General features: G+C 38.8%; 14 protein-coding genes and 1 pseudogene. 12 read left to right on the forward strand and 3 right to left on the reverse strand.

What is annotated here, in order from left to right:
- Positions 1–55: 55 nt before the first annotated feature.
- Positions 56–256 (reverse strand): DUF378 domain-containing protein, encoded by a 201-nt coding sequence (locus tag DW981_RS00415; protein WP_022024686.1) that lies wholly within the window; start codon positions 254–256, stop codon positions 56–58.
- A gap of 207 nt (positions 257–463) precedes the next feature.
- Between DW981_RS00415 and DW981_RS00420 the strand changes: the two genes are divergently transcribed.
- From DW981_RS00420 to DW981_RS00470, 11 genes and pseudogenes are all read left to right on the forward strand, one after another.
- Positions 464–1,852, forward strand: coding sequence for an HlyD family efflux transporter periplasmic adaptor subunit (locus DW981_RS00420; RefSeq protein WP_022024687.1), 1,389 nt, complete (start codon positions 464–466; stop codon positions 1,850–1,852).
- Positions 1,853–1,868: 16 nt separating this feature from the next.
- Positions 1,869–2,606: a YggS family pyridoxal phosphate-dependent enzyme gene (locus DW981_RS00425; RefSeq protein ID WP_118506372.1), complete on the forward strand. Its 738-nt coding sequence runs from the start codon at positions 1,869–1,871 to the stop codon at positions 2,604–2,606.
- A 48-nt stretch (positions 2,607–2,654) separates the two neighbouring features.
- Positions 2,655–3,194, forward strand: coding sequence for a cell division protein SepF (locus DW981_RS00430; protein WP_022024690.1), 540 nt, complete (start codon positions 2,655–2,657; stop codon positions 3,192–3,194).
- Between the two features lie 2 nt (positions 3,195–3,196).
- Positions 3,197–4,006, forward strand: a complete 810-nt coding sequence (locus DW981_RS00435; RefSeq protein ID WP_118506373.1) for a YlmH/Sll1252 family protein — start codon at positions 3,197–3,199, stop codon at positions 4,004–4,006.
- Between the two features lie 12 nt (positions 4,007–4,018).
- Positions 4,019–4,924, forward strand: a complete 906-nt coding sequence (locus tag DW981_RS00440) for a DivIVA domain-containing protein (RefSeq protein WP_182434056.1) — start codon at positions 4,019–4,021, stop codon at positions 4,922–4,924.
- Positions 4,925–4,926: 2 nt separating this feature from the next.
- A complete protein-coding gene (locus DW981_RS00445; RefSeq protein WP_118506375.1) occupies positions 4,927–5,742 on the forward strand; it encodes a hypothetical protein in 816 nt (271 codons plus the stop codon).
- Between the two features lie 92 nt (positions 5,743–5,834).
- Complete coding sequence (gene aroB / locus DW981_RS00450) at positions 5,835–6,929, forward strand: 3-dehydroquinate synthase (protein ID WP_118506376.1); 1,095 nt, start codon at positions 5,835–5,837, stop codon at positions 6,927–6,929.
- 163 nt (positions 6,930–7,092) lie between these two features.
- Positions 7,093–7,572 (forward strand): signal peptidase II, encoded by a 480-nt coding sequence (gene lspA / locus DW981_RS00455; protein WP_022026160.1) that lies wholly within the window; start codon positions 7,093–7,095, stop codon positions 7,570–7,572.
- Positions 7,573–7,575: 3 nt separating this feature from the next.
- Positions 7,576–8,511, forward strand: coding sequence for an RluA family pseudouridine synthase (locus tag DW981_RS00460; RefSeq protein ID WP_022026161.1), 936 nt, complete (start codon positions 7,576–7,578; stop codon positions 8,509–8,511).
- 249 nt (positions 8,512–8,760) lie between these two features.
- Positions 8,761–9,089, forward strand: a pseudogene (locus DW981_RS00465) (BlaI/MecI/CopY family transcriptional regulator).
- A 551-nt stretch (positions 9,090–9,640) separates the two neighbouring features.
- On the forward strand, positions 9,641–10,642 hold the full coding sequence (locus DW981_RS00470) for a tyrosine-type recombinase/integrase (protein ID WP_118506377.1): 1,002 nt from the start codon (positions 9,641–9,643) through the stop codon (positions 10,640–10,642).
- Positions 10,643–10,733: 91 nt separating this feature from the next.
- Here DW981_RS00470 and DW981_RS00475 read toward each other — a convergent pair whose 3' ends face one another.
- Positions 10,734–12,446, reverse strand: a complete 1,713-nt coding sequence (locus DW981_RS00475; protein WP_022026164.1) for a M56 family metallopeptidase — start codon at positions 12,444–12,446, stop codon at positions 10,734–10,736.
- Positions 12,447–12,452: 6 nt separating this feature from the next.
- On the reverse strand, positions 12,453–12,851 hold the full coding sequence (locus tag DW981_RS00480; protein WP_022026165.1) for a BlaI/MecI/CopY family transcriptional regulator: 399 nt from the start codon (positions 12,849–12,851) through the stop codon (positions 12,453–12,455).
- Between the two features lie 402 nt (positions 12,852–13,253).
- On the opposite strand from DW981_RS00480, the gene DW981_RS00485 reads away from it, so the two are divergent.
- A complete protein-coding gene (locus DW981_RS00485) occupies positions 13,254–14,318 on the forward strand; it encodes an acyltransferase (RefSeq protein ID WP_182434057.1) in 1,065 nt (354 codons plus the stop codon).
- The last annotated feature ends 13 nt before the right edge of the window (positions 14,319–14,331 follow it).

Genomic DNA, 14,331 nt, shown 5'->3' on the forward strand with positions numbered 1-14,331 from the left:
CCACAACATAGTGATTTCTGCCAGCAGAGAACTATAGTAATTGCCTTGCCCCAAATTATGACTGGGAACGGATCCTACCATAATAGCTGATCGCATATAGTCCGCCAATGCCCACTGCTGCATAGATGATACGTGACAACAAACTCATATCGCCAAATAATACACGGACCAGATCGAACTGTAAGAAGCCGATCAGTCCCCAGTTGATCGCACCGATGATCACTAACGTTAATAAAATATAATCCAATGTCTTCAATGTAGTAACCTCCTTTTTATTATGGTTATTCTAAGTATTACCAGAGAGATTCAAATTATACACTCAAACTTTGCACTCAATGTTGCTTTAATCTTTATTGGAAAAATATACATAAACGTCAAAATATGGACAAAATCTACAAAAAAGATTATAATAAAGAGTGGTTTGTAAAAATAGAGTGAGAATGTGAAGAGAGGTGACAACTCCATGGCAAATAGAAAAAAAACAGGTAATATCGTATCGATGAAACGACGCAGATCTAAAACCCTTGGAGTTATTCTCTGCTTATTTTCACTGTATCTTTTAGTTATGTTTATTATGTCCATGACAAAAGATCATCTATCTATCTATGAAGTGAATGAAACGCAGATTGCAGATGATGAAACGATCCGCGGATTGATCTTACGAGACGAAGTATTGGTGAATACGCAAAAGGCCGGATACATTAATTACTATGTGGGCGAAGGTGATCGTGTTGGTCTGCGTACAAATGTATATTCAGTAGATGGAACAGGAGACATTGCACAGAAATTGTCGGAGATGGATACTGGAAGTGTGGAGCTTAGTGCGCAGGATACTAGAGAGATACGCGACAGCATTTCTAATTTTCGTGAAGATTTTACGTTGTCTTCCTATAACAAAATATCAAATTTTCGCTATGATATTGATAATACCGTGTTGCAGCTTTCAACCGTTAATTTCGAATCTCGATTGCAGAAGCTGATCAAGGATAATACCGATCAGGCGGTTGGCTTTGAAGTGGTCAAGGCAAAGCAGACAGGTGTTGTGTCGTTTGTAACGGATGGTATGGAAAATGTTTCTTATCAGGATGTTAAGGAAGATTATTTTAAGGATACGACAGATCATTGGAAACAGCTTCGTCCTTCTTCTAAGGCGGCGAGTGGGACGAACGTATATAAGCTTGTAAAAAGTGAAAATTGGTCGATCATATTGCCACTTACAAGCAAACAGTTTCAAAAGCTTAGCGGACAGAAGCAGATTAAGATCACCATGCAAAAAGATGATCTGTCGATGAGTGTTCCGGTAACGACGTATACAAGCAACGGCGGGCAATATGCCAAATTAGATCTTAATCAATATATGATCCAATATTTGGAAAATCGTTATATTGATGTTCATATTGAATTCAATCATGCGCAAGGCTTGAAAATACCGAATTCTTCCATTATAAAAAAGGAATGCTATGTATTCCCGAAGGAGTATTTATCAAATGGACCAAACGATGATAACGGCACTTATTATTTGAAATCGGTTACCGATAATAAGCTTGTGGCAATTGATGTTTATTACATCGATGATAACGATATGGTGTATATTGACAAGGATTCCTTTGAGGCAGGCACGGTGATCCGTAAGGATAATGCTTCGTCGAAAGAAACGACGCTGTCACAGACAGAAACGTTAAACGGCGTATATAATTGTAATCAAGGGTATTGCCGCTTTCAATTGATTGACAAATTGTATGAAAATGAAGAATATACAATTGCAAAAAATAATACGGTATATGGACTGTCAACATATGACCATATTATTTTGAATCCAAAGCTGATGAAAGAAAATCAGATCATATATTAGAAAGGAATGAAAGACTATGGTACGTGAAAATTTGATCAAGGTACAGCAAAAGATTGATGAAGCTTGTGAACGCAGTGGTCGTGATCCGAAAGAGGTTACGCTGATCGCTGTGAGCAAGACAAAGCCGATCGAGATGATCGAGGAAGCGATAGATGCCGGTAAAACACAGTTTGGTGAAAATAAAGCACAGGAAATGAAAGAAAAATATGAGGCGCTTCCTAAAAATCTGGAATGGCATTTCATCGGACATTTACAGACGAATAAAGTAAAATATGTGGTTGGACGAGCCGGTTTGATCCATTCCGTGGATTCGCTCCATTTGGCTGAGGCAATCGAAAAAGAATGTGAGAAAAAGGATGTTCATGCAAATATTCTAGTAGAAGTTAATGTTGCTGGTGAGGATAGTAAATTTGGAATCAAGCCTGAAGAAACCGAGAGTTTGATCCGACAGATTGCCAAATTGCCACGTGTTCATGTGCGAGGCTTAATGACGATAGCGCCATTTGTCGAAAAACCAGAAGAAAATCGTCCGATTTTTCATAAATTACACAAATTGTTAGTTGACATTAGTGCGAAAAACATTGATAATATTGATATGAATGTTCTTTCTATGGGAATGACCAACGACTACGAGATTGCTGTTGAAGAAGGAGCAACTCATGTGCGCGTTGGTACCGGGATTTTCGGAGAAGGAATTATGCTGTTTAAGCAATCAGCGTATGATAGACATTTTATGATCACAGAGATTGTTTGAGCACAAAATATATGTATGAAGTTCTTCATACAGAAATGAGGTTATAACATGGGAATTGATTCAATTTTAAATTGGTTCAAACTTGCACCGGAAGATGAAGATTATGATGACGATTTTGCGGATGATTATGTTGAGGAAGAAGAAGTAAGACCGCGCTATCGAGAGGAGAAGCGAGCTGCTAAACAGGAAGCACCATCTTTTGATGATTATGATGAGCCGGCACCACAGCCGAAACGAACCAGTTTTCGGACATCGACCAATAAGGTCGTTCCTATTCGTACGGCACCAAACGGTTTGGAAGTATGTATTATCAAGCCAAGTAATTTCGGAGAGTCACAGCAGGTGTGCGAAGTTTTGATGGATGGACAGCCTGTCGTTGTTAATCTCGAGGGCATTGATATTATGGAAGCACAGCGTATTATGGACTTTATTTCCGGCTGTATTTTTTCAATCTCCGGAAATATGCGTCAGGTTTCCCGTTACATATTTGTGTTTTCACCTAAAAATATTGATATATCCGGCGATTATATTAAAAATATGGCTGAGGGAGATGGATTTAATATCCCGACGCTGAATAAGGAATTTTAAGAATGCCACGTTCAAAAGAAGACCAAATATTATACAAGCGTTTTCGGGATTTGGGCAATATGGCATATCAACGTGGAATTTGTGTTTATAGTGATTTCGTAACGATCACACAGCAGGAGTTAGCCTGTCAGGCATTGGCAGAATTATATCCGGATACACATGTGGAACAACTGCCATTATATGCTTATGGCGGATATGAAGAGGCTGATCGTCGGGTTCTTATGTTTATGCCACCGGAATATATGGATCGAATATCTGATACACAGTTTCCTATATCATGTATCAGGATCGCGCCGGTAAACCGGAAGTTTGGCGAAGCATTGACACATCGTGACTACTTGGGGACGGTCATGGGGATGGGATTGGAACGAGATCAGATAGGAGACATTCTTGTACGGATGGAGGGACCGGAAGGTGCTTCGGCGGCCGTTGGATATGTTTTTTGTAAATCCAATATGGAGAGCTTGATCTTGGAATTAGATCGAATCCGTCATACTACTGTGAAGACAGAATGTATCCCATTAAACCAACTCCACTGGGAACAAAAATATAAAGACATTTCGGGAAGCGTAACAACGCCGCGGTTAGATGCAGTGTTGTCAGTTGCAATTCGCACTTCGCGTACACAGGGGTTACAACTGATCCGGGATGGCAATATATATATTAACGGAAAGTGTTGTACTGAGAATGCAAAACTTCTGAGAGAAGGAGATATTATATCTGTCAGAGGATATGGAAAATACCGATTTCGTCAGACAGGTGTACGATCAAAAAAGGGAAGATATCACATCATGGTACAACAATACATTTAGGGAGGTATGAGTATGCTTACACCAATTGATATCCAGAATCGAGAAATTAAATCGAAGATGGGAGGATACGACAAAAAGGATGTAGATGACTTTTTGGAGGAAATTCGTGGCAGTTATGAGGAGTTGTACAAAGAAAATCAAAGCTTAAAAGAGAAAATCAGTTCTTTGAGTGAGGGAATCCAGTATTACAAGAAAATGGAATCCACACTCCAGAAGGCTCTGGTGCTTGCTGAGAAGACATCGACAGAAACACAGGAGGCTGCTAAGACACAGGCCGACTCTGTTATGTCTGAAGCAACTGCAAAGGCAGAAGCAATGACAAGAGAGGCTAAGGCAGAGATTGAATCACTGCGCAGAGAGGCACAGGCACAAACGGAGATTACAAAAGCAAAAGCTAATCGTGAGTTGGAAGAAACAAGAAATCATGTGCGTAAACTTGTACAGAGCTATGAAAATTATAGATTACAGTTTAAGAAACTTGCAGAGGCACAGATTGAGATGCTGGACAGCGAGAGCTTTTCTATTTTTGTTCCTGAATTAGAGGAATTGATGAATGAGGCGCCAAGTGCTGATATGGTAATGGATGATCCTGGAATCATTCCGATCAATATTGGTTCTCCGGCTCCATTTGTTGAATTGCCAGATGATAATGCTGATGCACCTAAGGTTGAGGAAGTGCCTGTTGAACCGGTATCCTTTACAGTTCCGGTTTCATCAGAGGGATCTTTTAGCGATCTTCCGTCAGACAATACAGAAAGCACAACAGGTTCGATCGCTGATGTTGCCGGAGTTAATGCAGAGCAGGAGGTAGCTAGTACCTTGAATGAGGGAATCACTCTGAATGTATCTTCAGATATTACATCGGATACAGCACCTGCAGCGGAGGATAATGGAGTTAGTTTGGATGTTTCATCGTAGATATGTCACCGGTAGGTGATATATCGTTAGACATTTCATCGGATTCACCTGCACAAACAGAGGCGGGAAGTTCAGTTTCCCTAGATTTGGGCTTAGATATTCCGACTGTAGATGCAACTGCACCATCAACGCCGGCGGCAGATCCGATGCTGATGGATATTCCTGGGATCACAACGCCTGCTGAAGAACCAGCAGTTCCAGTGGATAATGGATTGATTGGTGGCGGCGAGTCTGCATCGAATGATATTCTCGGTGGGGCAGATATGTTCGCTGATAACGATCTAATTGGCGGAACAGAGCCTGCAGCAAGTGAACCGGTAGCAAACGATTTGCTCGGTGGAGTAGATATGTTTGGTGGCAATGACTTGATCGGTGGAACAGAGCCTGCAATGAGTGAGCCGGTACCGAATGACATTCTTGGTGGTAACGATCTGATCGGTGGTAGTGAGCCGACAGCCGATAACTTGATTGGTGGTGGAACGGATATGTTTGCTACAAACGATCTGATCGGTGGCAGCGAAACGACAGCCAATGATCTGATTGGTGGAACAGAACCGGCAGCGAATGATCTTCTCGGTGGAGCAGATATGTTCAATACAAACGATCTGATCGGTGGAATGGAAACTGTTGCGGAAACACCTGCAGCGGCTGAACCGGCACCAGCAGCAGACGGAGCAAGTAATGGCATTATTGATGATCCGTTAATGGATCTTGGTGGAATGTTTGAGACACCGGGTGTTACACCGGCACCGACAGCGCAGCCTCAGGCTCCTGCAATGGATGCCAATCCATTCAGTTTTATTGATCCGGAATTATAATCACAATGATTCTTATATGAATGCGAGAGGGGGCCGAATAAGCCCTCTTTCCTTTTGTGGAATAGAGAATGCAAACATGGAGGTTCTTTACTATGACAAAACAAAAAATGACAGTACATTATGATGGCAAACCCTTGTATGATATTACTTTGGCAGACAATTATGATGGATTAGAAGATGTATTACAGAACTTTGCACTTCAGTCGCATAAAATATGTATTGTAACCGATGATACAGTGGGAGCTCATTATGCAGAAAAAGTGAAGACTATTGCCCAAAAGGCAGCTGCATATGTTTGCGTATTTTCGTTTCCGGCTGGGGAATCTTCGAAAACGTTGGATGTCATTGAAGATTTATATGAAGTATTGATCAAGGCACATTTTGATCGCAAAGACATTTTGCTTGCGCTTGGTGGTGGTGTTGTAGGTGATATGACCGGATATGCTGCGGCAACTTATTTGCGAGGGATTCGTGTTATCCAGTTGCCGACTTCTCTACTTGCTATGGTAGATAGCAGTATTGGCGGAAAAACCGGCGTTGATTTCCGTGGATATAAGAATATGGTAGGTGCATTTCATCAGCCATCGGCAGTTTATATGAATGTTTCTACATTGAAGACATTGACAAAAGAACAATATTTTTCGGGGTTTGGTGAAATTATTAAACATGGATTGATCAAGGATATGAATTATTTTGATACCATTCAAAAGAATATTATGGCATTGAATGATAGAGACTTATCCACATTAGCGGAGATTATTTACGGAAGTTGTGATATCAAGCGGCAAGTTGTCGAAAATGATCCGAAGGAACAGGGAGAGCGTGCTCTGCTGAATTTTGGTCATACCCTTGGTCATGCCATTGAAAAATTAAAGAATTTTGAACTTCTTCATGGAGAATGTGTTGCCATCGGTATGGTTGCAGCATCGTATTTATCTTATTTGAGAAATATGATTACAGAAGCACAGTATCGAACTATTTGTGAGATGATTCAGCAGATGCAGTTGCCAACAACAGTTGAAGGCTTAACAAAAGAAGATATTATTCGTGTGTCAAAGAATGATAAAAAAATGAATGCAGGGCAGATTCGTTTTATTTTGTTGGATGGCCTTGGAAATGCAGTAATGACAGATGATGTCACCGATGAAGAGCTATCTCAGGCACTTGATGCTGTGATTACGGCGTGACCAGCGAAGGAAATAACGTGAGCGTAATCAAATGAAGAAATAGTCATAAGTGTTGGCTGTGGTAATTTGCGGCATAATCATATATAAGAGTTTATGTAGGTGGTAGACGCAGTAATTACAACATAATCAACTGATTTTGTGTAGATGGAAATGAGGAACAAGAATGAAAAGACAACATGTTTTAGGAGTGATTGCCCTGTTTCTTTTGCTGGCAATTGATCAGGGAAGCAAATATCTTGCTGTGCATTTTTTGCAGGGACATCCGGATGTTATACTTATTCCCGGAGTGTTTCAATTGGAATATTTAGAAAATAGAGGCGCTGCGTTTGGAATTTTGCAAAATCAAAGAGTTTTATTATTGATCGTCACTCTTATCATATTTGGTGGGCTGTGTTATTTTTATTGCAAGATGGGCAGTGGCAGGAAATGGAGACCGCTGCAGAGTGCCATTGTTTTGATCGCAGCTGGGGCAATTGGTAATATGATCGATCGCTTTGCACGGGGATATGTTGTCGATTTTTTTTACTTTTCATTGATTCATTTTCCTGTATTTAATGTTGCAGATTGTTATGTTGTGGTCGGAGCCGTGATCGCATTACTATTATTGTTATTTTATTACAAAGAAGAAGATTTTGCGAGGTGAGCTATGTCAGGCAGGAATGAAAACATTTGCTTTCGAGTAACGGATCAAGATGTGATAGGACTTCGGCTAGATAAATATTTGTCAAAAATGCTATCGGATTATTCGCGAGCAGCACTTCAAAAAGCAATTCAAAATGGAAGAGTATTGATAAATGGTAAGGCAGTAAAAAGCAGTTATAAAGTGATGGAACATGATGAGATTTACTTTGAGCCTGAAGAACTTCGTGAACCGGACATTATAGCACAAAATATTCCGATTGATATTTTATATGAAGATCAGGATATTATTGTTGTAAATAAGCCAAAACAAATGGTGGTACATCCTGCACCGGGACATTATGAGGGGACGTTGGTTAATGCACTCTTGTACCATTGTAAAGATTCGCTCTCCGGGATCAATGGTGTGATGCGACCGGGAATTGTTCATCGTATCGATCAAGATACTACAGGAGTGCTTGTAGTCTGCAAAAATGACAAGGCACATCAATTTATTGCAGAACAATTGGCGGTCCATTCTATTACACGAACCTATCATGCCATCGTATGGAATAATCTATCAGAAGAACAAGGCACAATAACAGGTGCAATAGGACGGAATCCAATTGATCGCAAAAAAATGGCGATCAACGAAAAAAACGGAAAGCCGGCAGTTACACATTATCAGGTATTAGATCATCTAAATCGAAAATTTAATTATATAGCTTGCAATTTGGAAACAGGCCGTACTCATCAGATCCGTGTTCATATGTCCAGTATCGGACACCCGATTTTAGGAGATACCGTGTACGGACCACAGAAGAGTCCCTACGCATTAACAGGACAGACACTTCATGCAAAAACACTGGGTTTTATCCATCCAACCACTAAAAAATATGTGGAATTTGACGCTCCATTGCCGGATTATTTTCAAAAATTACTGAAAAAATTAAAAGAAGACTAAAAAATTGTAATTTATTAAATCAGGCAAGGCCTATAATTAGTGGTTTCTACATCGGTAGAATCAAAGATATTGTGGTCTACAATTGTAGTATTAAAAGTTACACAATTGTAGACTGTTTTAATTGTGCAGTTTTGCCATTGACGATTTTATTCTTAATATGTAGAATTAATTTGTTGTCGGATGAAATCGACAGGAAACGAGGTAGCGATTATGAAAGATTTACGTTTGCATGAGGGAGAATTAAATGTTATGGAGTTATTGTGGTCTAATAAGGCGCTGGCTGCAAAAGATATCTCCAAGATCATCAAAGAATATATTGGCTGGGAGAAAAATACAACTTATACAGTGATCAACGTTTGATCGAAAAAGGTGCGATCACCAGAGAAGATCCTGGCTTTATATGTCGAGCAAACGTATCTAAGAAAAAAGTGCAGGAAATCGAAACGAAAGCTTTGTTAAATAAATTGTACAATGGATCGGTCTCACAATTTATTACAGAATATTTGGTCAATCAGAAGTTAAGTTCTGATGATTTGGCTGCGTTAGAATTTGCGATCAGCAGGCGAATGACGAAATAATTTTATACATACATGATAAAAGATGTTGAAGGCTATAAAAGCTGTCAACATCTTTTTTTACTTTATAGGAAACGAGAAGTTTCCTATAAAGTAAAAAACGCTCCGCGAGGATGCGCATCTCGCGGAGAAGAAGTTAGCTGTAAACAGCACCGCTCGAGCGCGAAAGAATCGCAAGCGACTCTGTGTTCCTTAACAAGATTAGGTTGTCAAAAGACCTGAGTTTCAAATTTCTGTCATAATAAAATAGAGAAAGAAGAGCAGTATTTGCTAAAATCAATCTCTTGGATAAACCCCAGTTTACCAAAGAGATATTGTCAAAACGACATATTTCGGGTATAATATATGTATGTTTCCGAATATATTAAAGCTTTTTCACTTGATGAGACTTTTGGCAATGTTAAATGTCGTCTGTGAATGCTTTGCAAGTTATAGTTTGCTTTGTGGTTTTTAGCGAACTTAGAAAGGAATGTGTGAATTTTTATGGGTACGAAACGTACAAAAACATATCATCAACAATTAAAAGCAACGAATATCAGCAGGCTGCGTGATCTTTGCAGGAACTTCCTAGTTTTTGTAAAGATTATTTTCGGGGAATTGAACCGACAACAACAATTAAGACTCGGATTGGTTATGCTTATGATGTACGTACTTTTTTTCGCTTTTTACAGAGTGCGAATCCTTTGTTTGCGTCTAAGCCGATTTCTGATATTGAATTGTCATATTTAGACCAATTAGAGCCGGTAGATATCGAGGAATATATGGAATATTTGAAGCTGTATACATACGATGGGCAGGAATTTACAAACGATGAACGTGGTATTCATCGTAAAATGGCCTCTTTACGCAGTTTTTATCTATATTATCAAAAGCGTGGTAAGCTTCAAAATAATCCTACCGTTGTTGTAGATATGCCCAAATTACATGATCGAGAAATTATTCGATTGGATTCTTCCGAGGTAAATGAATTATTAGAATTGGTGGAACATGGTGGCGATAATTTAACCGGGATCAAGAAAACCTACTATGAAAAAAATCGATTAAGAAATATTGCCATATTTACGTTGTTTTTAGGAACAGGTATCCGTGTTTCTGAATGTGTTGGTCTGGATATTGAAGATCTGGATTTTCGAGATAATCGAATTCGTATTATTCGAAAAGGTGGTAAAGAGGAGTTTGTTTATTTTGGAGCAGAAGTTCGGGAAGCTTTGATGAATTATATTGAAGATTCCAGAAGTAAAATTATTCCGAAAGAAGGTCATGAACATGCACTCTTCTATTCCATCCAGCGACGCCGTATTAGTGTACAGGCCGTTGAGAATCTGGTGACGGAATATGCAAGTCAGGTAACAACGTTTAAGCATATTACACCGCATAAATTACGAAGTACCTATGGTACTTCGTTGTATCGCCAAACAGGCGACATTTATTTGGTTGCAGAGGTCTTGGGACATAATGATGTAAATACAACACGTAAGCATTATGCAGCGTTGGATGATGATAAGAAACGTCAAGCTGCTTCAGCGGTACAATTGCACCAAAAGAAGCAGCGGTAATCAATATCTGTTACAAAATAGCGATTATTTTACTGACATAATAAGCAATATGTGGTTTGAACAGCAAACCTTCCAGTATGGGAGGCTTAGGTTATTCAATATCAGACATTTCTGTGATAAACCATTGGCCGTCAATCTTTTCGCAGGTATAGCGGTAACGTTGTTTGATTAGTTTTTGTGTTTGATCTGCATAACGTACATATATTTTTTCGTTGGATAGTACGTACACTTTTTGATCTGTTGTCTGTTCAGAGGTTACTTCCAAAGACTTAGCATTTTCGCGAATACCGCGTTTGTAGTAGTTTTTGGCAAGTGAACTCTGTTGATGGTATGCATCTGCTGCAAGTACTGTTTTTAAAAATTTTGTATTACCGGTATTTATAGCATTTGTAAATGCGGAAACATAACGGCGGAACAAAGATTCGCACAGTTTATAATCTGTGGCATCTATAGTATCTTCTACGGTTATTGTATTTGAAACATTGTTGCTTGCCAGCAATACATTTGCGAAGGAGGCATTTGATTGATTGCAAGACGAGGTGTTAATAGTCAATGCCTGCTCTGCAAAGCTTTTTTCCGACAAAGAATTCATCACAAAATTATGCGAATAAAAATTTTGAGCATATACTTGTGCTAAAGTCTCGTTTATAGCTACAGAAGATGTTTCTGTTGCTTTGCTTTTTACTGCTAGGCCAGTACCGGTACTGCAGGTGATGACTATTCCAAATAGCAGCAACAGAAACATTGGAAGTATCAACCATTTGTAGCGTTTCTGTGGACAGCTTAGCTCTTTGATCCGTCGTTCCATCTCCCGCCCTTTGCGACTCATTGGTACAACGGAATAACAAAAAACGCCAATCATTGGTTTTGCAGCAAGTTTGATCAATAGATTACCATATTCAAAACGCTGTTTCGAGCCAATCTGCTGCAATACCGTTTCGTCACAATATAGTTCTGCATCTTTTTTAGAACAACTGCTTGCAATCCATGCCAGCGGATTGAACCAGTAGACTGTTAATAATGCCATGCGTAGAATCGACCAGATATAATCTTTATGCTGGTAATGTACGGATTCGTGAGCAATAATATGTCGAAGTTCGTTTGGTGAGACATGGCGTGGATCCTGCTCATCCAACAAAAATGACGGGATGTAAATGGCTGGATGTCTCAAGCCGTATAAGCACGGTGTTGGAATAGTATCAACAGCAAATATATCGAGATTGCCAACTCGCGAAATAAAAACACGATATTTATGCAGCTGTTTAGTCATATGTCGATTAGACAATACAAAACACAACAACAAGAGAACCGTTCCAATTCCCCATATGGTCATGGCTATTTGCTTTATTGGAAGTGCAAGTAATAGCAATGAAAGTGAGTTGTCACGACTTCTCTCCTGCTTCTGCGGCGTATTTAAGCTATGCGTTTCTTCAGAGTTTGTCAAAACATTATTATGTTCGACGGTTGTGTCTTTTGTATTGTTAGCAGTTATTTCTGTATCACCAATGCTTTTGTTGGCAGATTTTTGTAACGTGAAATTTGGTGCTTTTTGCGGTATCGCTGCAGGGTTATTCGCAGCGGTAGAAAGTTCTAGCTCAAGATGATCCAGCGATTTTTTCATGTTATCTGCAAAACCAAAAGGGGTTGGGATAATATTTACCGGGATCATAAAGCGAAATACAACAACAAGCCATAATGCATAAATAGCACGATAGCTGATTTTTCCACTGAATATTTTGCGTATTCCCAGTACAAATAATATTAACAAGGAAGATTCTAAAAACCATAACATAAAATCTACCATTTTCAGTTACTCCTTACTTTTTTTCGCTTTTGATTCTGCGTCTTTCAGAATCTGTTGTAATTCGTGAATGTCATCCAAAGACAGATCGTTTTGGCGTACAAGTGCACTCATCATTGTTCCTACACTTCCATCATAAATACGCTGTAAGAAATCTTTAGTTTCTTGAACAACAACATCTTCTTTGTTTACCTTTGGGAAAAAATATTTTGTTTTGCCCTGCTCGTTATATCCGATAAGTCCTTTTTCACTCATACGACGAACCATTGTTGCACTAGTACTTTTGCTCCAACCATTACTTTGCTTTAGCAAAGGAACTATCTGCATTAAAGGCAATGATTGTTCGGCTGTCCAAAGACAGTTCATGACATACCATTCGCTATTTGTTACTTTAATTTTATCGTTCACGCTATAACCAAACCTTTCTTTCCTATAATGAACATTACAGTTAATGGCTATTATTTTAGACTATTTAGTTTATGTTGTCAACCAAAATTATTATGTATAACAATGTATAAAGGATTCCGAAAGCGTCCCGTCCCAAAATGGATGATACTTTGCTAAAATCAGGACATCTCAGACAATCTTTCAGATATGTATTCATCAGAGAGTTAACAAAATAAGAAATCACGTGGATAGTTTGAGCGCAGTGAAAAAAAGTGGTTGACATTGTAAAACATAGCGTGTATAGTATGGTTTACAAAGTAAAATTCATGCTTGACCACAGCAAGATCATAGTTGAGAATGTAAGTAAATACTTGCACTATGACAAATTGGTTGTTGGTTTATGAGCAGAAAAGGGGGTTCGTTATGGTATTACAAAACCAAATGGTATTACAAAATCGAAAGACATTGCAAAATCAAATGGCTTTACAACAAAATAACCTATCTTTATTTCAGCAGGATAAGACACGGGAGTGGGATAAGACACGTATTCCATTGGATGCATTAAAGGGGATTGCGATTCTGGGGATTGTTTTATATCATGCCTTTCCAAATTATGTTCCGGGTGGTTTTTTGGGAGTACCGTTGTTTTTCGTACTATCAGGGTATTTGATGTTTACTTCTACCCTGCAAAAGTGGCGAAATGGTTCCTTTCATATATGCGCTTATTACCAAAATAGGATACAAAAAATTATGTTCCCATGTTTTGTAATGGTAATGTGTGTATGTGCGTATATGACAATACGTAACAGTCCACAGATGATCGGCATCCGTCAACAAGTAGCGAGTATATTTTTAGGATATAACAATTGGTGGCAGATTGCACAAAATGCATCTTATTTTGAAAAACACACAGTAAGTTCACCATTTACACATTTATGGTATTTGTCGGTCGAAATGCAGTTTTATTTGATATGGCCATTGCTTTTTTGGGGATATTGTAAGTTGAGCATTCGCAATACAAAACGAAACAAACAGAGGAGAGGGATTGCTTGTTGGCTTTTTGGGGTACTTGCATTGTTATCAGTTTATAAAATGCTTCATAAGTATATTCCGGGAGAGGATCCATCGCGTGTGTATTACGGTACGGATACTATGGCATTTAATATCTTTCTTGGAATACTGCTTGGTGTTATGCGACAGAAATATTCATTCTGTCGTGTAACATTTTCGACTTTTTGGCGACGTATTTGCGTTGTACTTTCGACGTGTACAATTTTAATTCTCTTCCACTTTGTATATGGAACAGATTCCCTTCTATATCAAGGTGGAATGTTTGTGATCAGTGTGTGGTATATGTTATTGATCAATTTTATTGAGAATCATAAAAAAGCAGTCACGAATAGTTTTTGCGCAAATTGTCTGGCGGTGGTTGGAAAATACAGCTTTTACTTGTACTTATGGCATTATCCAATTTTAGTTTTATTATAGAAATATCATTAAG

Origin of the sequence: Clostridium sp. AM49-4BH, from assembly GCF_003478335.1 — a bacterium.
GTDB lineage: Bacteria > Bacillota > Clostridia > Lachnospirales > Lachnospiraceae > Butyribacter.